Here is a 23,250-nt window from a genome sequence, read left to right as displayed (position 1 = left end):
TCCTTAATCCCAGGCCAAAACAGGTCGCACGGCACTTGGCCGCGTTGCCATTTCCGGCACGACCACCCACACGTCCGCCGGCAGCACCGGGCCGTATTCAGCAAGCCCGGGGTTCAAACGCCAGAGAGTTTCTTCGGCGGCGTCGTCGCAGCGAGCCAACTCGCGATAGAGCAGCAGGTTGACCGAATCACCGGCAATACTTCGTACTCTACGCATTGATGAACTCCTCCAGGACCAGGGTCCAGACCATGACCATGGCGGTGCCATCGTCGATCACGTTGCTCTGTTTTTCGACCAGCGAATTAATCCGCCACAGGCCCCAATTGCGCCCAATACCATCGACCAGCGGCAACGGCGCTCGCGCATTTTGCAACGCGCGCAACTCGTCCAGTCGCGCCATGCCGACCGCGTACATGGCCGTACCGCCGAACGTGAGTTTTTCCAGTTTCTGCCCGCTCTGCCGTGACAGGGACTTGCTGGCAATAATTGCCAGGTCGCTCCAACCGCCGTCGGTGTTGCGGGTCAACGAGGAATAGGCAAAGCCTCGGGACAGGCCAAAAATAAAGTCGCCCAGCACCATTTGTTGTCGCATCAATCACCTCCATGGTCGGCCAGTGCCGCGTTGCGCCGCATACCGAGGGCGTCAGTGACCATCGGCATGCACTGAAATTGCAGCGCCTGGATCACCTGGTTGACGACCTGCTGGGCATCGGCCGGGTTCACGCCGGTAATCTGGATGCTCGGAGCCAGGGTGAGCTGGACGCTGTCGGTACGCGCGCTATTGAGTTCCTTGCTCACCGCGTCTGGCGCAGGCAGGCGATCCGTTGCGCTAAACAACTTTCCACCGAGCCAGCTGCCTGCCTCGCTGCCGAGCAAGCCACCGATGGCGCCGCCGACTGCGGTGCCGACGCCGGGGAAAATCAAGGTGCCGATGGCGGCACCCGCGGAAGCTCCTGCCCAAGCGCCACCGGCTGAACTCAGGCCGGCGCCGACCGCTTTTGCATCGCCATTGCGCACGCCCTGGACCACATCCATGGCAGTGTCGACATACTTCAGCGGGCCAAGGCGGCGAGCGGCGGATGACTCCAGTTTGCTCATCGTGCCCAACAGGCCGAAGCCGGGTATCTTCGGCGGATGTGCCACAGGTGCGGCTGAACGCTCATGGCTGACGGTCTGTGTGAGTGGCAGGTTTTTTGTCCGGACTTCGGAAGACAGGGGTACAAGCCCCCGTTCCACTGCACCATTCAGCCCTGGCCCTTTGCCTGAGGGCGGTTGACCGGGAACGCTGTTGTTCTTTCGGCTTTTCGTCTGAGCCCCACCTGCTTGTGGAGCTTGAGCGGGAGCACCCGGATTGCCTCCTGATGAATAGGCGGGGAATAGCGACTGAACCCCCTTCTGCCAAGCACCGCGCAATAAAGCGGAGGCACCACCAGTTTTTTTCGGAACAAGCTTCGCATCCGCCAGCTTCGCCGCGGGCGCTTGTTTCTTTTGCGAGTGCTGAGAGTTCTTCGGCTTCAGCGATTTCTGCGGTTTCCTCGGCTTTTGTGGCCGCTGCGATTTCGGCTTTTGAGTACCTTTCTTTCCGGCAGGCGTGCTTCTGCGGGCGGTGCGGCGACTGCGCGGTGAGCGTTGGGTCGCGTCGTTACAGCAGCACGTCTTATCCTTTTCGAACCCGTCTTCCTTAAACAGCTTCCCAGCCGCGCCAGGCAGTTTACCCAACGTTAAGTCGACCAGATTGCCCGCCACCCGGTCTTTGATCTTGTCGCCCACGCCGGAAACGAGTTCGGAAACCAGCGGAGAAACCACTGACGACATCACCGCTCCAGTTGTTTTGAGCGTCTCGGCGGCAGCAGGTGATTGGCTGACCCATTCGTTGGTAGCGTCCAACACATGCGTCTTGGCTCGCAGCCATGTGTCTTCCCCCAGAATCGGCGCGGGTTCAAGCGTCTTGGTCAGACGCTCTGCACTTTTTGTGGACTCTTCCCGCCGCTCCGTTATCGATTTTTCCGAGGTGGCTTTCGCATCAAACGAAAGGCTGGCATTTGATCGCTGAAAGGCCGCAACCGGATCGAGACTCTGCACATCCCGAAACGTCAGGGCTTCACGCGTCAGGCGCAGTTCTTCCGATGTGCTCGACGTCAGTTCAATGGATGTCTTCTGCTCGGTTCTGGACGATTGAATGTCCACCGTATTGAGCCGCGACATAGGCGGCTCAACACCCAACGCAGTAGGCCGCGACGACGGCGGATCAACACCCAGCGCAGTGAGCCCCGACAAGGAAGCTTCGAGCGCGTCCACGCTAGTGCGCAACACCTCCAAAGACAGCGAGAGACCACTGAGTTCCACGCCGGCGTTAGTGAGCGCAAGACTCATCGGCGAGAGCGGCGCGGCCTCCTCAAGGCTGTTGGGCACCAAAGGGCCTGGATTGACGATATCGGCACCCTTGGCGCCGCTTGTGCTACCAAAAATACCCTGGCCATCCCTGGTCATGGCATAGGCGAGCGAATACGTGTCCTGCATACCGCTTACTCCTGTTTGACGCCAAGGCGAGTGATCGCGATGTCGTAGCGGCGCAATGCTTTTCCGGCGTCCCAGTCGAGGATTTCCGCCTCATTGACCGAGTAAATCAGTGGCACCACATCGAGGATCACTTCGATGTCGCGCTCCGAAAGAAGTCCGCCGGTTGATTTAAAAAATCGTCGATACGCTCCTGCAGTTCCGTCCAGTCGGGAACGGTCAGGCCAGCGAGGTCGGGGATCATCAGGCCGGTGCAATGTGCGGTAATGAACTCGGCACGTTCTTTGTTGGTGGCGAGTTTTTTCATGGCTTTGGTAGCGCGCAGGGCTGGCATTTCCAGGCTCACTGCGGTCAGGCTGCGGCCGGCGGCATCGAGGGGCAGCAGCAATTGCACTTGTTCATAGTTCGACGGCTCATCCCCTTTACCGAGGAAGAACGAGGCAGGCAGCGTCGACATTTCGTGTACGTATTGAGCGATGCTCACGTAGTCCGGGCGCTTGAGCTGGTCGAGCTCTTTTTCCGACAGGCCGGTGGCGAGTTTCGCCAGTTCAAAGAACTGATCGTCCTCGTCGTCACCGGCCCGGGCCAGCGCATCTTTTTGCGCGGCGTAGTACAGCGGTTTGAGTTGAACCTGCTCAATCGACGCGCCGGTGTCGGCAGTGATCGGCGAGAGCAGGAGGTGCAGCGGGGGCATCCAGGCCATGGGGCAATTCCTTGTTGAAACGTGGTTGAAAAACGATCTGAAAACGGACGCGATCACTGTGGGAGCTGGCTTGCCTGCGATGGCATCACCTGGGTGCAGCAGACATACCGAGTCGCCTGCATCGCGGGCAAGCCCGGCTCCCACATGTGACCGTGCTCGCTTCAAATCACACTCGCCCTTAAGGCATCAGTACCGCGCGGCGGGCGTCACCGAGGATGTCCACACCGTTGAGCACAAACTTCTGGGTGCGCACGTCGATGTCGATCACCGAGATACCGTTTTCCAGGCGGTTGTAGGTGCGGCAGGACAGGGCCAGAGTGGTCGTGACCTTATCGCCCATCTTCAGCTTGGTTTCGGTCAGGGTTTTCAACTTGCCGCCGACCGTGTGGTAGGTGAAGTAGGTCTTGCCGTCCTGATCCTGGCCGGCTTCACGCACGTTGAGCAGGATGTCTTCACCCTGCCTCACGCCCAGCGCCAGCATGATTTCTGGCCCGACGCCTTGCAGCATCAGCGTCGCGTTGAGCACCTTGCCGCTCTTGGCCATTTCTTCGGCGATAAAGCGGCCGCCGGTCATCGGCTCCATCTCGAAATCAATGATTGGCGGGGTGAACTCTTCCACTGTTGCGGACAACGGCAGGCCTTGAAGGGTGGCCGCAATGGCCTGTCTTACACGGTTGGTAAACATTAGAGAACGTCCTCCAGGAACTGCTCGATGATTTCATCGCGGGCATTGAGTTGATAAATCATGTGTTCGTTCGGCGCGTAGCGGCCGTAGTCGATGACGATGTACCAGGTGCCGTTTTTGTATTTCTCGACACTGTTCAGTTCCGGGTGCAGGTACACGCTGCCGCCGGGAATGGTCTCGTCGGCGACCAGAGTTTGCAGCCAGTCGTTGATGCGCTTGACCTCCTGGTCCATGAAGGACTTGGTGAGGTTCTTGGCCATGGCTTTCTGGCCAGCCTTGACCAGCTTGCGGCTGATGGCGTCTTCCAGGCCGACGTAGCTGATGAACTTGCCGGTGATGGAGCGGTTACCCAGCAGCGAAAAACCACCGAGGATGGTGCGGGCGTAGTAGCTCACCCCGTAGCGGTTGAGCAGGTCGCCTTCAGTGGAGGTGTCGAGGATGTTGTACTCGACCACGCGGGAAACGTCCTCGGCGAACGTCACCTGATTACCCGGGCTTTCCCATTGCTTGACCTTGGCCAGCGCGGCAATGGCCAGGGAAGACGGCGACAGGAACACGTTTTTCTTCGCGACCTTGGAGTACACCGACGGCATGTTATGCACCAGCAGGCAACGGTCGAAGCCAAGGTCGGCACCGCCCAGCTCGCCACTGTAGGTCACTTGATCAGCGACGCTGGCGTCTTTGCCATCCAGCACCACACGAGCCTTGATGCGCTTGCCGAACGAGGCGAACTCACCGGCCACCGCTTTGGTGCCCGTGAAACCAGGCGCGCCGATGATGGTCAGGTCTTCCGGCACACTGGCCAGCGCAGCCAGGCCCAGCTTGCGGCCGGTGGTGGGCTCATTGCCGCCGATCACATTGTTGAGCGTGTCGGCCGGGGTAGCGCCCTCCTCCACGATCACCACGTAGACCGGCACCTTGACCACTTTGAGGATTTGGTACACCGCCTGAAACAGCGTGCCCGACTCAGCGCCGGTAGGGTCCAGCAGCGCCTGAGTCGTGAAGCTGTTGATGCGAAACGGCGCGTTTTTCGGGATCGACGCATGGGCATTCGGCGCGGTGCCGACCAGGCCAATCACGTTATCGCCCAGGCCACCCATGGCCTCGGGGGATTCGGTGGCATTCACAGTGATGCCGTTGTGCTCGAAGTTCAGAACCTCAGCCATGGTTAGTCAGCCTTCTTGGGTGTGGAGTTGAGGACGCTGGTCAGTTCCAGGCGGCCGGCGGTGCGCAGGGCGGATGCTTCGACGTCGAGCAATTCCAGTTCTTCGCCAGCGGTGGACCAGTGGCCACCTCCGGTGGGGAATGGGATGAGGACGGTGTAGGTTTGGCGGTTATGCATGGGTTTAATTCTCCGGATGGAAAAATGCGAAAGCCCCTGCGGGAGGGGCTTTGGGGAGGCGAAAAAAAAACCGCTTTCGCGGTGAGGTCAAGTTCGATTGGGCAACGGGTAAGCCGCCTTGATTTCAGCGACTTTGTCTCGCCATGCCTTTTCTTTTTCGGGGGTTTCGTCGTATTGCCATTCAAGGAAAAGAGGGTCGGCTTCGGTCACATACAGTGTGCGACGCGCAGCGATGGAGTTTTCCAGTTGTATGGATTTTGCAGCTTCTGCACAAAGTGCAGCCGCCTGCTCTGCAGAAAAACCAAGGCTTTTTAGAATATCTACATCTGCCGGAATATTGATCAGTTGCTCACCACTAGGTGTCACTGCGGACTTTATCGAAATGGTCATTCATGCCCCCTTCATTGCGTAAATTTTGTCGTTGTCATACGCGTACGCCATGCGCTTTTCAGGCAAAGTTGCCCCCAATACGGCATCAGCATCCGCCAAACGATAGGGACGTACGCACCAGCGAATTTCCCAATCGCCTTGTGTGCTCTCACCAATGGCTACTTCAGTATGCAGGCGGCTAAATCCCACCGCATCTGGAAAGGACTTGTTGACCGTGTAGCTAAGCCCCCCGCGAAGGTAAAGTCCGGAATGCATGGACGACCAGATTACCTGCCCATCCTTGGCGTCGAGGTACAAAGGCCTGACACCCGACACATGCCGTGCAATACAGATCATCCCAAAACTGATACCACGGACTGTTTCGCGATAGGTTTGCGAAATACGCTTTACCGTCAGGTAATTGCCGTCCCCACCCCACAGATGCCCGCATCCCTCCATCTGCAAGTTCAGTCCTGCAATATGAAAGATACCTTGCCCAAAAGGTGTCAATCCCGAATTACGGCTGAAAATACGAGAGAAGGTGACTTCAGTCTCACCGCTTTCATTACCCGGCATCATCCACCACACAGGGTAGAAGGTATCGGTTGGCAGTCCGGTAAGGTCAATCTCCTGGCTGTAGAGTGCGCGGCCGTTAATATCCTTTGCTTGAACGCTGTTACGCCAAGCAGTGAACTGGTTTGATGCGACGTCTACTTGAGCGTTAATTTTCCCAATCTGGTTGGTTACGGTATCCGTAAGTTTGTTACATGCATCTACAACTTTCGTAATCGTTGCTTCAATTCCCATCATCAACTCCCTGTCAATTGTTTTGCATTTTCAGCACTTTTTGTAGCGGCGGTTACTGCGCTTCAAGGTGCATAACCCTGTACATCAAATCTATATGGCGCGACATGTTACTAACCGAAGCCGCCGCCATAATCGCGATCTCCTCAGCCAACAACACATTCAGATTTTCACTCCCCACCACAATCGTCACGCTGTCCGCCGGCAACGGCGATACATCCAGCGTGAACTTTTGCAGCACCCGCGCCGCGGCCGCTTTATACGTCAGCAACTTTCCCGCGACGGAATACACCGCCAACAAGGTCCCACTGGCGAGGTAAAAACCGAACTCGCCAATCTCGTATTCAGCCTCGCCATCAAACAGCGCAGCCATTCGAAGTTGCCGCTCACCGAGGTCCTCATAATCCACAATGGCGACCCGTTGGCGCTCGTCACGCAAGGCCACCTCCGTGCCGTCCGGGTCGTAGCGGCCGGTACCGGCACCGACATGGGTAATCTCGCCTTTCAAGCCCTGGTTCTTTGCCTGCAGCACTTCATCCAAACCCTTGGAGGTGAAGCGCACCAGGCGCGTAATGTCATCTGTCATGGCTGCGCCCTGAGGTCGTAGTCGTTAATGGTGTAGTGCTGGGCAACCCCGGCACCGTTAAGTCGAGCAACCAACGCCAACTCCGGCAAGGCACCGTATAGATACAGTTCACTGTCGCTTAAAGGGGCGTGGAGGAGTTGAGTGAGCGCAAGCCGGGCTTCGGTTTCGTGAACGATGGTGATCGTCGCTTGGTCGCGTTCACTTTTTGCGGCATTGATGCGGCGGATCAACCGGTTATGGTCACCGCTGGACCAACTGCGCCCGATGATTGCCTGCACGTCAAAGGTGTAAGGCATACCCATCGGTCGCTGCTGGTACCAGGCGCTGATATTGGGCGTGAAGCCCAAAGACTCCACTGCATAGCTCAGGGCTTTGGGCGTGCCTGCCTGGCGCTGGATCTGCCAGGACAAGGCCACGGTCAGACGCTTTTCAGCCTCGCTGGCATCCGCATCCCACTCGCTGACGCCACGGTCGGCGGCCAGGTAAGGAAGAAATTCGGTGGGCGTGTGCAACGGATTCATCAACGCCGGAAACGGCGGCATCACCCGGTCAAGCAATTGGCCAAACCCGAGGTCCAACGCTTTTTCCAGCGGTGAACTGTTGGCGGGCAACAAACTCGCTTTGGGCTCACTCATAACGTGTGCACCTCCACCTCGACAGCCGTGCAATACGGCGCCTGGAACGCGGTGCTGATGATCGGCGCCAGCGGTTCCAGGATTTGTAGTTGCGCAGCACCGGCGCTGTGGATGGCGTAGTCGATCCAGCTCGGGTCTACCCGGCCTTCCAGGCGATGGCACGATTCGGCGTAGGTTTGCAGTAACTGTTGCGCCGCTACCTGAGTCAGCCCTGAATCAGGGCCCGCGTTGATCTTGGCGACTACGCGAATTTTGTAGGGCTGAATCTGCGCCGCCTGGACGCTGACGAGATCGGTTTCTGGCCGTACATCCGGCCGTGCAAAATGGCGACGCACGCCGTCAAGCAAATCGGCAGACGGTGTGCCATCGCCGTCGCGTGAAAGCACGGTGACCATCACTTCGCCGGGCGCTGTTCGCCGCCCATTGCCATCCTTGACCTGCGCCGCATAACCGTCCGGGTCGAAGGTGTAGTTGACGGTCACTACGCCCGGCGTTGCGCTTTGCACCTTTACCGATGGCCGCTCGCCCAAGGTGAATACCTCGCGGCGATACTGCATCCGCGAGCCTGCCGCCGGGGCGTGGGGTGCCAGGTAGTAGCGCAGGCGAGCGTCGTCGTCGCTTTCCAGCGTTGGCGGTACGGGTGGGAAAGCCGCCGGGTCGCCAGGGTCGAGTACCTGGCGCTCCAGGCCCATGTCGGCCAGGCGTGCATCCAGGTTGCTGCCGGTGGCCCACCACGCCAGCATCTGCTTGATACGCGCATTGTATTTGCGCTCGTGGGTTTGCAGACGCACGCAAAAGGCTTCCAGTGCCAGAGTCAGCAGCTCGCTTTCATTGTCGAGGCTGACCTTGAGTTTGGCCGCGCTTTGCGGCGCTCGGGTGGCGACGTAATCAACCACAAACGCCTTGAATTCAGCCAGCAACGGTTCGAACTCGTCGACCGCGATGATGGCCGGCTCCGCCAGTTGGTTCTGGCCAGGGATCAGCATGCTCATGTCACGACCTCGAAGGATTGTTGGCGGTTTTTCCAGGTGCCGGCAAAGCGCAGTAACAGCCCGGCGCCCTGGCGGGTGGCGACGATGACTTGGGGCTGAAAGTCGCCGATGCCGTTCTGGGTGTTGTAGAACGCTTGAGCGGCATGGCTTTGGGCGAGGATCAACAGATCGTCGCCCAGGTTCTGGCCGAGCAGTTGCGGGATCAGCGAGCCGTACAACGGGCGCTTCTGGCGAGTGCCCACGGGGGTGGTCAGCGCTCGGGTGGCGCGCTGCACAAATTGCAGCCAGTCATCGACGGCTGCCCCGGTATTGCGATCGATGCCGATCATGGGAGGTCCTTATCGCGGGCTGATGACCCGGCCCTGGTGGTCTACCAACGGGCCGCTGAAATGCGCGCCGCCGGCATCCAGTAACAGGCCGGTGCCGCCGATTTGCAGGGTGATGCTCTGGGGGGTGACCGTCAGGCTGGCGGCGCCGACCTTGGCACTGACCTGTTCGCGGGAGCCGCTGAACGTGGTCGGGCCATTGACCCAATTGAAGGTGTGAGTGGCGTCGTCATAGTCACTTTGCGTGCCGTCCTGATGGCGTCGCCGGGTCAACGTGGCAACGCTGGAGACCGGCGGAAACTGACTCGAGTTGAGACCGAATAAAGCGACAGACTGACCGCCACCTTCCCCGCCGCCGTAGTTGAGCAGCAGGCATTGTTCGCCCACAGAAGGAATGCGCGTTTCAGTCTGCGCACCGGCACTGGGATTGAAAAAACGAATGGACGGCGTGAGTAATTCACCGTGGCTGACCTTGCAGGTATTGCTGGCCGGGTCGACCTCCTGACACACACCAATCCGGCAGTAACTTTCGGCACGCCGATACAAATCTTCGAGTTGGGCTTCCATTTCCGCCAGACGCTCGACGATCGGCCCCAGTTGCATGCGTAACAGCGCATCGAACATGGACTACTCCTGCAATGGCCGATATTGGTCGGGGTCGTTGATGTTCGAGACGTCCCAGGTGCAGGCAAACAGCGGTGTGCCTGTAGGATCTTCGAGCAATGGCGGACCGAGGTAGAGGGTTTGGGTGAACGACACCGTCCAGGTGTCGTAGTCCAGTTCCGCGCCGGTTTGAATGGTCGGCGCGGCGACAATGGACGTGGGCACATCGCACTGATCTGCCGGCAGGCCCCAGCGGTTATCCAGGGCCAGGTCCATCAGTTGGCTGGCCAGGTCACAGGCGTCAAAAGGCGCAGAGCCGCTGGCGAGCATGACCTTGAGTGAAACTGACAACACGTGGGCTTTACGCCCTTCGAGAGAACGGGAATTCGGCCCGTTGCGCTCTACGGTAATCAGCACACCAGGTTTGCGCTCGGCGCCCTGAAACTCTTGGTAATTGCCCACATGCAACTGTGGAAAGGCACGCTTGAGTGTCTCGCCAATGGCAATCGGAAGCTGGGACGGTTTCTCAATCAGTATCATCTTTAGCGTCCTTGCAGCGTTGTCTGCCGATACGGGCGCAAAGTCCGGGCTCCGGACCTGGCTGCCCGCCAAACGCAAACCACTCTGGGTATTAGCGCCAGGATGCCCCGCACAGTGACGGGGACTTCCTGCTATCGGGAAATGCGCTTAGAAAGTCCAGCTCCAAGCCGGAAAGGTAGGCAGCGGGCCGGTACCGTGGTCTGGATAGAACACGTGAGGCGTAGGCGCTGCCGTTGGCGTAAAGCCGAAACGAGCCCACATGGGTACGCCGTCCATCACCACGATGTTGCCGTCATCCTGCAACTGCAAGTAGGTACGATCAGATTGGCCGCCTTGGTCCTTGACTGGAATCCAGCTGGTCAGGGCGATCCAAGTACGGCTATGCACATGGTCTACGAGAATGGCGCCGCCTTGCATGTAGAAACAGTTAACAAGGTCCGAGTTTGGACGGTTGTCCACATAGGTATAAGGCACCGCGCTATCTGCTACCCAGATTTTGACGCCGTTATCGTAAAGCACCAGGTTCGCGTCGGCCTCCAGGATCAGCTTGTACTGCTTGCTGGGAGACTCGAGATACTGCCCGACCAGCATGAAGTTACGTGGAGGTAGCACCGAGCTGCCGTTTTGGGTGAACGGAATAATATGGAAACCACTACTGGACATGTTAATCACCTTTGGGTCGATTTATCGCGGAGGATTCCGCTTTTACGTCGCTCGCAGGCGATTGCTCGAGACTCGTGGCCTTCACATGATTCAACGTCCCACATCGGGGGCACTTGATCTGGAGCTCGTTACACTTGCCCGTCCGGGCAAGTAATTTCTTACAGCTTCCGCATCTGAGGTCCTTCAACATCTGTGGACTCCTTTCACAAGCCACATACCCGCTCGAACCGTGAGGTAAAGGACTCGTGCACTTCATTTCAACGCATCAGATTCCAGGTCAACACGTCGATCATTGTTGACCCGGGCGTGGCGTGGGCGGGTCGTTGACCCCAATTCGCTTGGCCGCCCAACGCTCATAAAGGCCGATGGCGACGTCCGCGCCGGCCATGGCGGTGAGGCAACCAATGGCGCCTGCGGTCCAGAGCGACATGCCGGCGGCGTAGCACAGCATCAGTGCTGAAACCCCGCACACCATGCACGCGCCGGATCTCAGCACCAGGCGCCGAATCAGCGACCAGCCGCGGGCGCCCTCCTTGTCTGCACGCCACATTTCGCCGGATACGCCGCCGATCACTGCCAAAATGATCACCAGCCAGATGGGCATTTCCGCTAACGCTTGCTGCTCGTTTGTCATGTCACGCCTCCTGGCTGAGCATTGCCGGCAAAGGGCCGGGTTTTGGGTAAATCCATTTATAGGTAGGCATTCCAAAAAGCCCGGTCGCCCGGGCTTTTCAGTAATGATGTCCTCGATCTTTCGGCGCTACTGGCGCGGTACGGACCCTTCCTCAATGTTTTTCCGACCACGATCCCTGTCTGCCGGATAACTGCTTCTGGTGCTTTACGCTGCACACCCGGGTCAGTTGCCAACCCTCTGAACCGTTAAGGCCGGTTCATCGCTGCCTGTTTTCTTGAAGCGGTGCTACTAAAGAGCGTCGGCATCCTTGCCGGTACTGCCTGGCATCCCTGCCATCGCTTCGATGGCGTCCTTGCCGATGTTGCGTGCCTTCCTTGTCTTCCTTGGCGGCATCCTTGCCGCCTCCACCAGGCCTTGTTGGCTGGCTTGAGATGAAGAATATGCATGTATGCATATACAGTCAATGCACTAATGCATTTATTTTCACAAAGCAAATGCACAGATGCATTTTCAGCCTTGCTGGCCGCGGGATAGGTGGTTTTCTACGGGCGAAAAAAAGCCCGCACATTGGCGGGCGTTGTCTTACGCAAGAAGGTTAACGGGCGTACATGCCCCACCAGAACACATGACCGAGGATGCTGATTTGTTCATCCTGGATATCCTGAAAGCTGTAGTCCTCATCCGGGTGCTCATCGCGATTGAAACTGCGCAGGCGAATCCCGGAAGGCAGGCGGTAGAGCTGTTTCACGCGCAGCTGGCCGTTGTGGTTGATGGCATACAAGTCGCCATCGACGATGTCACCAATGCCACTCTTGCCCGCATTCACCCCCACCGTCGCGCCGTCGCGCAGCACCGGCAACATACTGTTGCCGCGCACCGTCACACACTTGGCCTGGTCAAACTGCACACCGTTGTGGCGAAGGCTGCGCTTGCCGAACCGCAGGCTGGCCTTCTCGCTTTCCTCGATGACGAATCTTCCTGAGCCAGCAGCCAATTCAACCTCACGCAGAAAGGGGATCGACACCTCGTCATCATTAACGGGCGTGTCGTCGTCCCACAGGCTAATGTCCTTGAGTTCCGAGTGCATCGGGTCGCGCCCATCATCGCGCAAAGCGCCCACAACCGCGCGCCCGCGCAGGTGGTCGGTGCTGACGCGGAAGTATTCGGCGATGCGGGATATGTGCTTGTCCGACGGATCAACGATCTTGCCGTTGAGAATCCGGGACAATGTGGATTGAGGCACGCCGGTACGCCGGTGAAGCTCCGTGGGGGAGATCCGGTCGCGTTCGAGGAGTTCTCTTAGGACGGATGAAACGTTGCGTTTTTGCATAGCGGGGATGATGACGGGGGATTTTGGAGTTGGCAAATGCTAATTTGCATATTTTATGCATAATCGACGTAGATGACTGCAATTCTTCCCATGTAACGATGGAACTTATGACTAAAGCGATGTCAATTTGATATCTCAGCGAAACGGTCATTGAGATTGGCCCCATCAGTGCCAGGCTGCTTCCTGGCAAACCAAGGAAGAATGTGATGAAACTCGTATTGGCAGTGTTGTTGTTATTCAGCAGTTACAGCTTCGCTGACAGTTGCACCAGCATTAGCAACTCCGACCAACGCGCGTATTGTGAGGCCAGACAAAGCGGCGTTAGCTGCACCCGTATCAGCGACAGTGACTTACGCGCACAGTGCAGCGCGGAAACGAGCGGTAGCTCGTGCACCCTTATCAGCGACTCTGACCAGCGCGCCTACTGCGATGCCAAACAAAATGGCATGAGTTGCACCGCCATCGGCAATAGCGACCTACGGGCACAGTGCAGCGCGGAAACGAGCGGTAGCTCGTGCACTCTAATCAGTGACTCTGACCAGCGAGCCTACTGCGATGCCAAACAAAATGGCACAAGCTGCACCGCCATCAGCAATAGCGATTTGCGCGCGCAATGCAGCGCATTGAAACGCTGATCAGAAATAACCAGGAGCACTGGCGGATGCCGAGTTGGTAGAAAACTGTGGCGAGGGAGCGTGCTCCAACGCCACAGTCAGGGTGTGTTTTTTTTATGCAGGCAGGCATCAGGGGCCGCACCCTTTTGTATTTTTCTTGGAGGTTTGTGACCTGCGAACCGCCGACCTCGCATGTTAACCTTGCGCCCATCGCAAAAACTGCTGGGCCAAGCGTGCCCTTTGCCCCACCACTTTCAACGAATTTGCCTACTATCCAATGAGTAAAAACACCTCCGATCTGTCCTCCCACACCCCGATGATGCAGCAGTATGGGCTTGATCGAGGCGCAAGCCTTTTAACTAGCGGGTTTCCGGCTCTATCTGTCTAAAACCCTAGCGTTATTTCGGTGGCTTTAGGGTCAATGAAACCAGCTTGGCGCCAGTTAGTATTAGACAGCAAACCACTCCCCCCGGCGTCCTGCCGACGAACACCACTCCCCAAAACTGCCACTCCTCGATTACTGTACGCACATACAGTACTTGAGGCTTCCCTATGAACGTTGACATGGACACCGATGATTGGCTCGCCTGCCCCACTCCGCTGGAAATGTACCAGCACCAGTGTTCAATTCTTGTGGAAGAACTGGCTGAGACCGAGCGGATGCTGAGCAGAGCTCGGGCAAACATCGCTGGCCTGGTCCAGATGAATGACCTGCTGGCCACCGGCAAAGCAGAAGCAGAGTCAGCCTTGAAAGCGGCGCGCGCGGAGTACGAAACCCTGAAGAGTTCGTGCACCGAGCCGGGCATTCTCAGCATGAAGCTGGTGGCTGAGCAGCGAGACCACCTGCTCAGGGAGAATCAACGGTTGCTTGGGGATCTGGCAAAGCTCACCGAACCACAGCTCTGACGTAAGCCTGGCACGCTCGTAGAGCGATCACGGCGTCATCCCCGTCGTCGGTTATGGCGACAATTCTTTGAGCATGCGCTGGGTCAAGTTGGGCTCGACGGGCTGCATGAACCACGCCGACGGCGCCGGTGGTGGAAGGCACGTTGCAGCCACTGGCTGGATCCTCGGCAAGGAGGACTGACAGCCGGACATCAGCAGTAGCAAGCTGGTCACGCAGGCGAGCCTGGTTGCGTTGAGCATCGGTCAATTCCTTAGTGTGTTGTTGGTCCAGGGAGGCGAGCTGCTGCTCGGTGGCCAGGCGCTTGTCCTGCTCGGCGCGGGCCTGGTCGGCGGCTGCCATGGTGATCCTGGTCAGGTCATCCTGATGCAGGCTGGCCTGTTCGGCGATCTTCTTGCCCATTCGCCAGTCCTGCACCTGCCAGGTAATGCCGGCGGCACCGGCCATCAGCATCAGGATCAGCACCGCCAGCCCGGCCAGCTTCTGCACCGGCGTCATGCCAGCACCTTTTTCGCCCGCTCCCACAATAGAATGCGGTCGTCCTGGCCGGTGAGCCCGCCATTGATGCGGCGTGTGATCTTTGCGAACTCGGCATTGTCAGCCAGGGTGTTCAGCCCCCGCGTCGACCAGAACCACGCAGCCGACATAGCTGCATGCTGCGGCTGCTCGAGCAGCTCCGGCTGATTGACCAAGTCCAGGCCCAGCGCTTCGCCGCACGCGCCGTAATTGGCGCGCCCGGTGATCTGGATCAGCCCACGGCCACGGTACTTGGAGCCGTCACCCTTTACGGTGTTGCCCAGGTCGGCGCGGCCCTCGTACCCAAGCTGCTGGGCGGTTGGCCCCCAGATCTCGCGCACGTAACGCAGCTGGCCCGACTCGTGACCGATCTGTGCAATGAAGGCGCCAACCCGTGGCGCCCCAATAATTGCGTACCGATTCATTGCCGCGTTTAGAGCGGATACAAAAACGCCGGCTTGGCGGCCGGCGTTCGGGAGGATCTGCAGCAACTGCTGCTCAGTGATCGGCATGGCTTTCTCCAGGCGAAAAAAAACCGCTCAGCGGCGGTTTCCTATTCTTCGGTGTTAATGGGTGACTGCGGTTCCGGCTGCGGCATCTCGAGCCGCACGTCGATCCAGCTGTTCAGCGGCACGTCCATCGGCGCACCACGGCCTGGAACCATCTCGCCGTCATCGGTAAGCGTCCAGCGTTGCTTAAAGAGCTTGATGACCACTGCCCCATCAGCACCTTGCTCGCTATCCGTAATGCCAAGCATGCGGCCGCCGTCTGGTGAACTTGGGTCATGCGTACGCCACCCCTCCAAGGCCAGCCCCAGGCTTCCAGTGATGCGGTACTGTCCAACGTCCAGCCGCTCGACAAGCACGCCCTCCGCCTGATCGTTCGCTACCCCCCAATCGCCAGCGGGCTCGAATGTACTTTCCTTCAAATCAAGACGAGCGCTGTCAGCAACATTTGCAATCCGCACAATTGGCGATGCCGCTGAAAGCGCGCCTCCCGAACCTCGGGTGGTATTGCCGTCGTGATAGATCTTGCGCCACGGATCGCCGCCGCCGTTGCCGGCAACAGTGCGAAACATAAGGTTCATGCTGCCGCCGGTAACGACCTGTGCCACCAAGTCCATCGCACAATTCTGGAACGGGTACTGTGCTCGAATACCGGACCAATAAGCGCCTCCTGGCGGGGCCACAGTAGTATTGTCACCGTAGCTAATAAAATGACTCCCCTGCTCGGCAAACGCTGAGTTACCAGCCATCGGCGCGGGCGAGCCTACGTCCTGAATGTTGCCTACCAGAAGACCTACGTTGCGATTAGATGCCGTGCCCAACAACGCGTCGCGCGCATAAAGCTCCTGCGTCATTGCGTTAATTTTGATGCCGGTTGTTCGCGTTGTGTCTCCACCGACACCAGTTGGTGCGGTCCCTAGATTGATTTCCTGCCTTGCCATAAAATTACCCCCTAAACTTAATTATATGTCCGCGCTAAATTGGCTTGGCGAAAACAGCAGGCATGTAAAATGCTGACGGAAGATCCACACCAACAGCCTGTATTAGAATCCTGTCATTTGCATAATCAAATATCGCGTACAAATTTCCTTGCCTTGATACAACGCCTGCCATATCCATGGCGATATTATTCAGCATAATAAAATCACCACTCGCCAAACTAGAGGGCGCAGTCCAACTAAGCCTATTCTGCCCCTGAGGCGTGGTTGTTGAGCCAAGGTATGTCCATGAAGTTATTGTCCTTGTGAATTGTGCGCATGGCGTTCCGGTATCGAACAACAGTTTTGAGCTGGCATCCCAAATCCGGAACCCATACTTGGCTGTAGGCTCTGACTTAAATGCTCCGACAAACCAATTACCAGACGTCGCTTGCCCTACAATTCCGTGAAATGAAAATCCAGTCCACGCGCCAGACGAGCCAAGAATCAAACAAAAGCAAAACGTATTCGATTGAGCTGGCCTGACGAAGACGAGCGGTGGCTCATCCGTAGTGATGGCTTTCGAAAACGGCACGAATACACCTGATCCAGTGCCACTCCATGTTCCTTTCTCAAGCACCACCAGCCTGGAGAACTCCGAATCCAGAGTTACTACGTCAGAGTTATTTGTGAAAGACACACCATAAGACATCAGCGATACCTCATGACCAATAGCCTTTGAGAGCCCGTTCCCACCGGACCGGTTGAGGCAGCAGGACTTCCAAAATATATAGTTACACCATCCGCACCTACCACAGGAGTGTATTGGATCGCGGTAAGGCTTTGACCGGAAGTGTCGTAACCAGCAATTGGAATGCATACCGCCGAATGCGTAGCGGGGTTAACTCCGGGAATTGATATAAATTGCGTCCTTCCTGAAGCATTAGCCCGCGAAACTAAGGCGGAATAAACAATACGTACCGTGAATGAGTTTTCATCCAGCTCAAGAAGTCCAGTTGCCCCCCATACTCTTACTCCGAAGCTCATGCAGAAAGATCTCCCCACTGGTAGCGTTTGGTACCGTTCTCGTCAAAAACTTTGCCGCCCCGGTTATTGATTACTTGCCGCGACTGCCCTGCCCCCAAAGCGCTATTTATTTCAAACGTACCGTCGAAGAAAAGCTTCCAGCCAGTTGTACCGGCGACATAGTTATTGGACTGTATGTAGTTGCCGATCTTGGCGTTGGTGATCGTGCCGTCCTCAATAAATGCAGACTTGAGAAATGCTTGACCACCCTTGAGGGCAAAAGGAACAGACCCAGCTTGCTCGATTGCGAAAAGATCTGCGCTGATGACGAACTGACTCTGAAGGCCGCCAGGCCCATTTTCGAGACCAAGACCCACGCCCGCCCACTTATAGACTCCGGTACCGGTGTCGTACTGCAGACGTACTGACCAACTACCCGTAACCTTGCCGTCCACCGTTTGAATGGCGGTTGTGTTGGTTTGGATTGCGAGCGATTGATTGCCGACAGTTGTTTGGACAGTGTCGACTCTCTGGCTCAAGGCCTGATCGCCACTGGTTCTCGCCGTGATCTCGCTCTGAACAGCTGCAGCGTTGGCCGCAGTTTGGGCGGTAACGGTGTCGATGCGCGTTGCCAGAGCTCCGTCGGCATTAATGCGTGCGGTTTGCTCGGACACGACGGCAGCCGCGTTCGAGGCGGTTTTCACCTCTACGGCATCGGTGCGCTGCCCCTGCACCAGGTCACCCTCGATAAGAGCGGACTGCGTTGACCAAACACCTACGTAGCTGGATTCGGACCCCATAAGCGCGCTGTCATCACCCTGGAGCGGCGGATTGACCTGCAGATAGATGCCGTCAACTCGCTGCGCCGTGGTGGTGACTTTTCCATCGAGCGTGGTCACAGAGGCCTTGAGGGTGCTTAGTCCGCTGGCTGTTGCATTTACGCCGGTGGTCGGGTCGTTGACCGTGGCTCTCACCGCAGTCAACTGCGATGCCTGGGCGGTGATGTCTTGCCCGTGCTGGTTGATCGTCGCCGAGTTCTGCTGAACCTGCGTCACCAGAGCATTGACCGTCTGTGTCACCGTGCCGATATCGGTCCAGTAAGTCGCATTCGGCGGCGGGTTGTTCGCCGGTACCGGGCCGTTCGCTTGGTAGAGGTGCTGGCCCTGCCGAACAATATCGTTCAGCACATAAGCCTTGGACGGTGCGTACTCCAGTGCGTCAACCACCTGGTCAATCAGGTCCTCAAGCTCCTGCTTCGTAGCGGCAAGGCGGCTGTTTACGGAGCCTAAGCCGTTACCGTCGATAAGGTCGATTCGAGAATTCAGCTTTTGCCCAAGCGCAGTTTCGTCAATTTGCCCCTTGATCTGTTCGAGGATCGGGCCCGCGTCCGAACTGGACTGTCCCATCACGCCATTCACGACTGGATAAAACGGACCGATGTTGCCGGTGCGGTCCACCAAGCGCGCCCAGAAGAACAGCGTTGCGCCCGCCAGCAGTTGCTGCATCCGGTAGTCGGCCTGCGGATAAGCAAGGTCGGCCAGTTTGGAAGCGGCGCCCAGGCTGTTCGCTGGGCCATACCAAAGCTCTGTGCGCTGAGTGTCTTCCGCGCCAGCGGGGAAGCCCCATTTGATGCTGATACCGAACAGCTCGCTGGTGGTGGTCAGGAACGACACCGCCGGCGGCAAGCCCGTCTTGCCCTCCAGGTTCGTGAGTGCCGAAGTGGTAGGAATGGACGAAACGTTCAGCGCGCTCACCGCTCGAACCCTGGCCATGTATTGGCCGGAGTAGATCCCGCGCACGTCCACCATTTGCTCTGCGGTGCGTGGCACTCTGATCCATTCCCGGGCGCCCCACTTCCATTCGACGTCATAGGCGACCGCACCCGGGGCAGCATCCCAGGCGATAGACATCACCGTGACGGCGATGCCCTGCTCTATCACGACGTGCTGGCTAAGCATCACGCGCGCCGGCGCGTCCTGCGTACCCACAGGTATTCCAGTGATTGGCCGGGTGTCGACCACCGCGCCGTTGTCGATGGCCGGGAATTTGCTCGGATCGTGCTGGATGACCTCAAGCTGGTACTGATGCCACTCAGGCCGCGTGACGTTGCGGACGTAGAACTGCATCAGCTTCAGGTCTTCGTAATCGAGGATCCATCCGCTCTCTGGCACCGGCTGCTCGCTGAAGTCTGCCATCACGGTAACAGCGCGGCCGGCCACCGACTTGACCACCCGGGCTTCGGACTTCCCGCTGGGCAGGTTTACCATCAAGCGCGCGCCCACCGGCACCACGGTATCCCGGTCGAGGGTCACCACGCGGCCGGCGGCGGCGGATATCCGGCCGCCGTTGTCTCTGCCCACCAGCATGGGGTCGGCCACGGCAATGACCTGGCCAGGCTTGGGGATGCCGCCATCCAAGCCGACGCGTAGGACACCGCCCTGGGTTTGCAGTTTCTCAGTCAGCGCCGCCCACTGGCCCGCGCGCTGAGCCTGGCCCAGTGATGTGCACGCGATAGCGCTGACGGAGGTTTCGCGGACGATGCCCCCCAGCTCTACCATCGCTTCATCGTCGAACACCGGTTCCTTGTCGGTCTCGAAGCCCTGATCCGGATTGTCCCAGGCCACCATGTAAAGCGTATGGCGATCGCGCGCGCGGGTGCCCTCGTACTTGATGGCGCCGTTGTTCAGGATCTGCGTTTGGTTGTAGGTGTACACCGGGTCGCCGGGCATATCGGCGTTAACCACGATCTGGCTGCCGTCCCAGTAGGCCAGACCGTGAAAGATCGATGCCAGGTCCTGTAGCACCGCGTAGGCCTCGGCCTGCTTTTGCAGGTAAAGGTTGCAGGTGAAGCGCGGCTCCATGCCGCCTTTGCCGTCTGGCACCATCTGATCGCAGTACTGTGCGATGCGGTAAAGCGACCAGCGATCAACCATGGTGGCATCGATGCGATCGCCCAGGCCGTAGTAAGGGTGCAGCACCAGGTCATAGAAGATCCACGCCGGGTTGTTGGTGTAGGCCTCCTTGAATGTCCCGTCCCAGATGCCGTTGCTGGTACCGGTGCCCGACGTCGCGTACGTGCGCGTCGAGGCGTCATAGTTGCTGGGCACACGAACAATGCGCCCGCGCATCAATACCGCGATCTTGGCGATATCGCCGCCGAATGTTTGGGCGTCGTATTCAATAGCGCTGACCGAGGTGAGCGGGTATTCCTGATCGCTGTCGACCACCTCGGCGATCGCCTTGACCACCATCTGGTCAGCCACCAGGTCGGAGTTCGCATTGGGAGTGAGCCGGCGAACGCGAACGGTCCACCGGTTTCCGTCTGGCAGTTCCAGGCGGTAAGCCCGCTCATACTCAGTGACGTTCTTCCGGTCGACGAACGACACCAAGGCCTCCACGTAGGGGCCGCCGTCAGTCGCAATATCCACGGCATAGTCGATGCGCACGCCGTTGATGTTGCCGTCGGCGTCCTGGCTGCGGAGTTCTGGCCAGCTCAGGCGGATTCGAACCGCGTCAGCGACCTGGTTCGTGACGGTGTGCAGCCAGGGGGTGCCAAAGATCAACTCCTGCTTGACGTCGATCTCGTTGCTGGCCTCAGTGATGCCTTGCAGCCGATCCTGATTGAGCTCGCCGTTACGGAACTGCCATTTAACGCTGGGGTAGTTGATCGTGCCGTCTTCGTTCTGGATCGGTGTTCCGTCGAGCTTGACCGAACGCAACCCATTGACCGGGCCAACGATCGGGCCCCAGCTCCACATGTAAACGATGCGCGCGGTGGATATCGAAGGCACGCTGTTCAGGGCGATGCTGGGCTTTTTCTCTTTGGCCTGGCCGCCCTTGCTGCCGTGCACGGCGCGGCGCTTGGGGGTGATTGCGCGGGGCGCCTTTTTTGCTACTGCGCTCATGCGCCCTCCAGAATGCAAAAACCCGCCGAAGCGGGTTGTGGTGTTGGCTGGATCAGATGTTGTCCTGGGTATAGATCCCACCCGACTCCACCGCGCCGCCGATCTCGCGCTCCCCGTACAGCAATGGGTACGGGTTGCCCTGGGCGATGGTGGTGACGGCGCCGCCGAAACCGTAGCTTGGGTTGTTGCCGTCGTCGTTCTGGTTGTCGGTGGTGGCCGTGGTGGCCGGCGAAAGCATCTGTACCATACCGCCCAGGCCAACCGCCGCGCCGGCGGCCAGCAGGCCCATGCCCAAGGCCGAAGTTGTGCCGCCGGTGAACAGACCGCCCACGATCAGCGCAACGCCCAGAATGGTCTGGAACAGGCCGGCCTGCTTGCTCCCCTGGATGATTGGCTGAATCCGAATGTCGCCCTCGGTCCGGCCAACCATCCCCAGCTCGTCGGAGCCAATGTTTCGCTCGTCGACAAACACCGCGAAGACCATGCCGCGCTCCTCGGCGCGGCGCATGAACGTCTCGAAGCCTGGCTTCATCATGCAGAGCGCTGTCATTGCGTCGTGGATGCCGTAGAGGTCGAGCTGGTATTCCTTGCCGAACTTCTTGCCAAGCACCCCGCCGAGCTTGATGGTGCGCATTGTCATGGGAGGTAGTCCTTGTGCCGGAGGATCAGCCGAACGCGGCTGGCCATTGACCAACCGTAGATCTCGCGCGCCGCCGGCCGGCCGGCCATGTGGTGATAAATGAACGGGCCAAAGCCGCCGAGCGCCGGTGCTGGCTCGCTGTTCAGCGCTGCCTGGTCGCCGAGGTAGATGGCGGCGTGGTTGGGGAAGTAGCATTCCCGGCCCGGTGTTGGCACCTGCAGCACCAGCATGTCGCCGCGCTGCGCCTCGCTCACCCGGTAGAAACCAACGGCGGCGAAGTTGTCCTCGTAGAGGCTGGGCCCGTCTTTCTGCTCCCACCACAGATCGGTGCGCTCGAAGTTCGGCAGGTCCAGGCCTGCCTCGCGCGCGTACCAGTCGCGGCAGGCTGCCCAGCAGTCCAGCATGCCATGGGAGAAGTCGCGACCCAGCAGCGGCGCCTGAAAGCCAGCTGGCCTGAACCATTCGAAGTCTCCGCCGGGCCAGCCCACGATACCCCAGGGCAGTTCGTGCAATTCGCAGCTGACGCGATCCGCCATGCTCGGTGTGGGCGCCTTATCGGGGTGGCTATGGATGATCGCCAGTACTTCGCCGCGATCCTCGGCGGCCGCCATGTCCTTGTGATCAATCTGGAAGTGTTCGCGGGGCGTCGTGGCGAGATTTGTGCAGGGCACATACTCCCGGCCAGCGACTGACTTGATCAGCACGCCGCAGGCTTCTGCCGGGTAAACGCGCTCAGCGTGCGCGCGGATCTCGTCCTGCAGTTTTTTGTTGATGCGCATGGTCACCTCGATCGTGCGATAAGGCTCGCGCCCATGGACCCACCGAAGCGGCGGGTATTGCCCCGGAGCTTGCAGCTGCTCCACCAGCCGCCGCAGCGGTCCAGCGCGGGGTTGTCAGTCGGCTGGTTCTTCTTGTCGAACATCGCGGTGCCGGTATAGGCGCAGGCCTCCTGCCGGTACCCGCCACGGCAAGCCCACCTGCACAGCTTGGTGATCTGCTGGGCGGGCAGCATCTGCCCCTCCATGTCGGTTGGGCTCGACAGCGCGAACGTTACCGAGATGCTGGGCAGCGCCTCTGTCTTCTGCTCGATAAACCAGAGGTTCGTTCTGCTCTGGTTGCTGGCATCGGGGTTGCCCTCTGGGAAGTTCGCCGCATCCAGGAAGTGGCGGAACGTCTCGATGACCTTGACCCTCGAGCCGGCCAGGTCGCGGAACTGGAAGCACAGGGCAGTGATCGCCCCGCGCACGCCGCCGAGTTCGTCATCGACCTGCAGCGTCGGCGAAGCTGGGCGACCGTCCCCGCGGATGTCGAAGCCCTTGGCCTCAATCTGGAGCGGCGAATACAGCTGCCCCTGCCATATGATGTCCCCTTCCTGGGCGTGCCCGTGGAAGCGCCAGATAGTGGCGCCAACGCGCGTAGCGTCCAGCTCGTAGAGCCTGATCTGGTTGCCCGGCTCGAGCTTTTGGATATCGGTGTTGTAATTCATAGGGCCC

29 protein-coding genes are annotated in these 23,250 nt (G+C 58.9%); 1 reads left to right on the top strand and 28 read right to left on the bottom strand.

Annotated elements, in window-relative coordinates; all coding sequences use genetic code 11:
* Positions 1–3: 3 nt before the first annotated feature.
* The 20 genes from ACP7A2_RS15565 to ACP7A2_RS15470 form a co-directional block, all read right to left on the bottom strand.
* On the bottom strand, positions 4–216 hold the full coding sequence (locus ACP7A2_RS15565; RefSeq protein ID WP_348060543.1) for a tail protein X: 213 nt from the start codon (positions 214–216) through the stop codon (positions 4–6).
* Positions 209–592 carry a phage tail protein gene (locus tag ACP7A2_RS15560; RefSeq protein WP_426134919.1) on the bottom strand — a complete coding sequence of 128 codons (384 nt, stop codon included), beginning with the start codon at positions 590–592 and terminating at the stop codon, positions 209–211. The genes ACP7A2_RS15565 and ACP7A2_RS15560 overlap by 8 nt, the downstream gene beginning before the upstream one ends.
* On the bottom strand, positions 592–2,520 hold the full coding sequence (locus tag ACP7A2_RS15555) for a phage tail tape measure protein (protein WP_426134918.1): 1,929 nt from the start codon (positions 2,518–2,520) through the stop codon (positions 592–594). The genes ACP7A2_RS15560 and ACP7A2_RS15555 overlap by 1 nt, the downstream gene beginning before the upstream one ends.
* Before the next feature lie 5 nt (positions 2,521–2,525).
* Positions 2,526–2,651, bottom strand: a complete 126-nt coding sequence (locus tag ACP7A2_RS15550; RefSeq protein ID WP_017844653.1) for a hypothetical protein — start codon at positions 2,649–2,651, stop codon at positions 2,526–2,528.
* Complete coding sequence (locus ACP7A2_RS15545) at positions 2,648–3,220, bottom strand: phage tail assembly protein (RefSeq protein ID WP_426134917.1); 573 nt, start codon at positions 3,218–3,220, stop codon at positions 2,648–2,650. The genes ACP7A2_RS15550 and ACP7A2_RS15545 overlap by 4 nt, the downstream gene beginning before the upstream one ends.
* Before the next feature lie 178 nt (positions 3,221–3,398).
* Entirely contained in the window at positions 3,399–3,905 is a 507-nt protein-coding gene (locus ACP7A2_RS15540; protein WP_426134916.1) for a phage major tail tube protein, read from the bottom strand.
* A complete protein-coding gene (locus ACP7A2_RS15535) occupies positions 3,905–5,071 on the bottom strand; it encodes a phage tail protein (protein WP_426134915.1) in 1,167 nt (388 codons plus the stop codon). The genes ACP7A2_RS15540 and ACP7A2_RS15535 overlap by 1 nt, the downstream gene beginning before the upstream one ends.
* Before the next feature lie 2 nt (positions 5,072–5,073).
* Positions 5,074–5,247, bottom strand: coding sequence for a hypothetical protein (locus tag ACP7A2_RS15530; RefSeq protein ID WP_016970773.1), 174 nt, complete (start codon positions 5,245–5,247; stop codon positions 5,074–5,076).
* A gap of 87 nt (positions 5,248–5,334) precedes the next feature.
* Positions 5,335–5,637 carry a hypothetical protein gene (locus ACP7A2_RS15525; RefSeq protein ID WP_426134914.1) on the bottom strand — a complete coding sequence of 101 codons (303 nt, stop codon included), beginning with the start codon at positions 5,635–5,637 and terminating at the stop codon, positions 5,335–5,337.
* Positions 5,638–6,423, bottom strand: coding sequence for a phage tail protein (locus ACP7A2_RS15520; RefSeq protein WP_426134913.1), 786 nt, complete (start codon positions 6,421–6,423; stop codon positions 5,638–5,640).
* A gap of 52 nt (positions 6,424–6,475) precedes the next feature.
* A complete protein-coding gene (locus ACP7A2_RS15515) occupies positions 6,476–7,006 on the bottom strand; it encodes a hypothetical protein (protein ID WP_348060908.1) in 531 nt (176 codons plus the stop codon).
* A complete protein-coding gene (locus ACP7A2_RS15510; protein WP_426134912.1) occupies positions 7,003–7,641 on the bottom strand; it encodes a phage tail protein I in 639 nt (212 codons plus the stop codon). Before ACP7A2_RS15510 ends, ACP7A2_RS15515 begins: the two co-directional genes overlap by 4 nt.
* Positions 7,638–8,633, bottom strand: a complete 996-nt coding sequence (locus tag ACP7A2_RS15505; RefSeq protein WP_426134911.1) for a baseplate J/gp47 family protein — start codon at positions 8,631–8,633, stop codon at positions 7,638–7,640. Before ACP7A2_RS15505 ends, ACP7A2_RS15510 begins: the two co-directional genes overlap by 4 nt.
* Positions 8,630–8,962 carry a phage baseplate protein gene (locus ACP7A2_RS15500; RefSeq protein WP_426134910.1) on the bottom strand — a complete coding sequence of 111 codons (333 nt, stop codon included), beginning with the start codon at positions 8,960–8,962 and terminating at the stop codon, positions 8,630–8,632. Before ACP7A2_RS15500 ends, ACP7A2_RS15505 begins: the two co-directional genes overlap by 4 nt.
* 9 nt (positions 8,963–8,971) lie before the next feature.
* Entirely contained in the window at positions 8,972–9,583 is a 612-nt protein-coding gene (locus ACP7A2_RS15495; protein ID WP_426134909.1) for a phage baseplate assembly protein V, read from the bottom strand.
* A 3-nt stretch (positions 9,584–9,586) separates the two neighbouring features.
* Complete coding sequence (locus ACP7A2_RS15490) at positions 9,587–10,102, bottom strand: hypothetical protein (RefSeq protein ID WP_426134908.1); 516 nt, start codon at positions 10,100–10,102, stop codon at positions 9,587–9,589.
* A 147-nt stretch (positions 10,103–10,249) separates the two neighbouring features.
* Positions 10,250–10,765, bottom strand: coding sequence for a hypothetical protein (locus ACP7A2_RS15485; RefSeq protein WP_426134907.1), 516 nt, complete (start codon positions 10,763–10,765; stop codon positions 10,250–10,252).
* Between the two features lies 1 nt (position 10,766).
* Positions 10,767–10,955, bottom strand: coding sequence for a Com family DNA-binding transcriptional regulator (locus ACP7A2_RS15480; protein WP_426134906.1), 189 nt, complete (start codon positions 10,953–10,955; stop codon positions 10,767–10,769).
* A 99-nt stretch (positions 10,956–11,054) separates the two neighbouring features.
* Complete coding sequence (locus ACP7A2_RS15475; protein ID WP_426134905.1) at positions 11,055–11,399, bottom strand: phage holin family protein; 345 nt, start codon at positions 11,397–11,399, stop codon at positions 11,055–11,057.
* Between the two features lie 595 nt (positions 11,400–11,994).
* Positions 11,995–12,729, bottom strand: coding sequence for a LexA family transcriptional regulator (locus tag ACP7A2_RS15470; protein WP_375069538.1), 735 nt, complete (start codon positions 12,727–12,729; stop codon positions 11,995–11,997).
* 1,166 nt (positions 12,730–13,895) lie between these two features.
* Between ACP7A2_RS15470 and ACP7A2_RS15465 the strand changes: the two genes are divergently transcribed.
* Positions 13,896–14,249, top strand: coding sequence for a hypothetical protein (locus ACP7A2_RS15465; RefSeq protein WP_426134904.1), 354 nt, complete (start codon positions 13,896–13,898; stop codon positions 14,247–14,249).
* On the opposite strand, the gene ACP7A2_RS15460 is transcribed toward ACP7A2_RS15465, so the two are convergent.
* From ACP7A2_RS15460 to ACP7A2_RS15425, 8 genes are all read right to left on the bottom strand, one after another.
* Positions 14,230–14,745: a lysis system i-spanin subunit Rz gene (locus tag ACP7A2_RS15460; protein WP_426134903.1), complete on the bottom strand. Its 516-nt coding sequence runs from the start codon at positions 14,743–14,745 to the stop codon at positions 14,230–14,232. The two genes, ACP7A2_RS15465 and ACP7A2_RS15460, sit on opposite strands and share 20 nt — an antisense overlap.
* Positions 14,742–15,275, bottom strand: coding sequence for a glycoside hydrolase family 19 protein (locus ACP7A2_RS15455; protein ID WP_426134902.1), 534 nt, complete (start codon positions 15,273–15,275; stop codon positions 14,742–14,744). The genes ACP7A2_RS15460 and ACP7A2_RS15455 overlap by 4 nt, the downstream gene beginning before the upstream one ends.
* A gap of 41 nt (positions 15,276–15,316) precedes the next feature.
* On the bottom strand, positions 15,317–16,210 hold the full coding sequence (locus tag ACP7A2_RS15450) for a hypothetical protein (RefSeq protein ID WP_426134901.1): 894 nt from the start codon (positions 16,208–16,210) through the stop codon (positions 15,317–15,319).
* A 34-nt stretch (positions 16,211–16,244) separates the two neighbouring features.
* Positions 16,245–16,898 (bottom strand): hypothetical protein, encoded by a 654-nt coding sequence (locus ACP7A2_RS15445; RefSeq protein WP_426134900.1) that lies wholly within the window; start codon positions 16,896–16,898, stop codon positions 16,245–16,247.
* 331 nt (positions 16,899–17,229) lie between these two features.
* The gene (gene gpJ, locus ACP7A2_RS15440) at positions 17,230–21,117 is read right to left on the bottom strand and encodes a TipJ family phage tail tip protein (protein ID WP_426134899.1); all 3,888 of its coding nucleotides are present in this window, start codon (positions 21,115–21,117) and stop codon (positions 17,230–17,232) included.
* A 52-nt stretch (positions 21,118–21,169) separates the two neighbouring features.
* Complete coding sequence (locus ACP7A2_RS15435) at positions 21,170–21,757, bottom strand: tail assembly protein (RefSeq protein ID WP_426134898.1); 588 nt, start codon at positions 21,755–21,757, stop codon at positions 21,170–21,172.
* Positions 21,754–22,536: a C40 family peptidase gene (locus ACP7A2_RS15430; protein ID WP_426134897.1), complete on the bottom strand. Its 783-nt coding sequence runs from the start codon at positions 22,534–22,536 to the stop codon at positions 21,754–21,756. The genes ACP7A2_RS15435 and ACP7A2_RS15430 overlap by 4 nt, the downstream gene beginning before the upstream one ends.
* Positions 22,537–22,538: 2 nt before the next feature.
* Positions 22,539–23,243: a phage minor tail protein L gene (locus ACP7A2_RS15425; RefSeq protein WP_426134896.1), complete on the bottom strand. Its 705-nt coding sequence runs from the start codon at positions 23,241–23,243 to the stop codon at positions 22,539–22,541.
* Between the last annotated feature and the right edge of the window lie 7 nt (positions 23,244–23,250).

Origin of the sequence: Pseudomonas sp. PWP3-1b2 (assembly GCF_049896045.1) — a bacterium.
In the GTDB taxonomy this organism is placed as follows: domain Bacteria; phylum Pseudomonadota; class Gammaproteobacteria; order Pseudomonadales; family Pseudomonadaceae; genus Aquipseudomonas; species Aquipseudomonas antarctica_B.
Note: the sequence above shows the minus strand (reverse complement) of the source record. Positions and strands in the feature narration are given on the sequence as shown.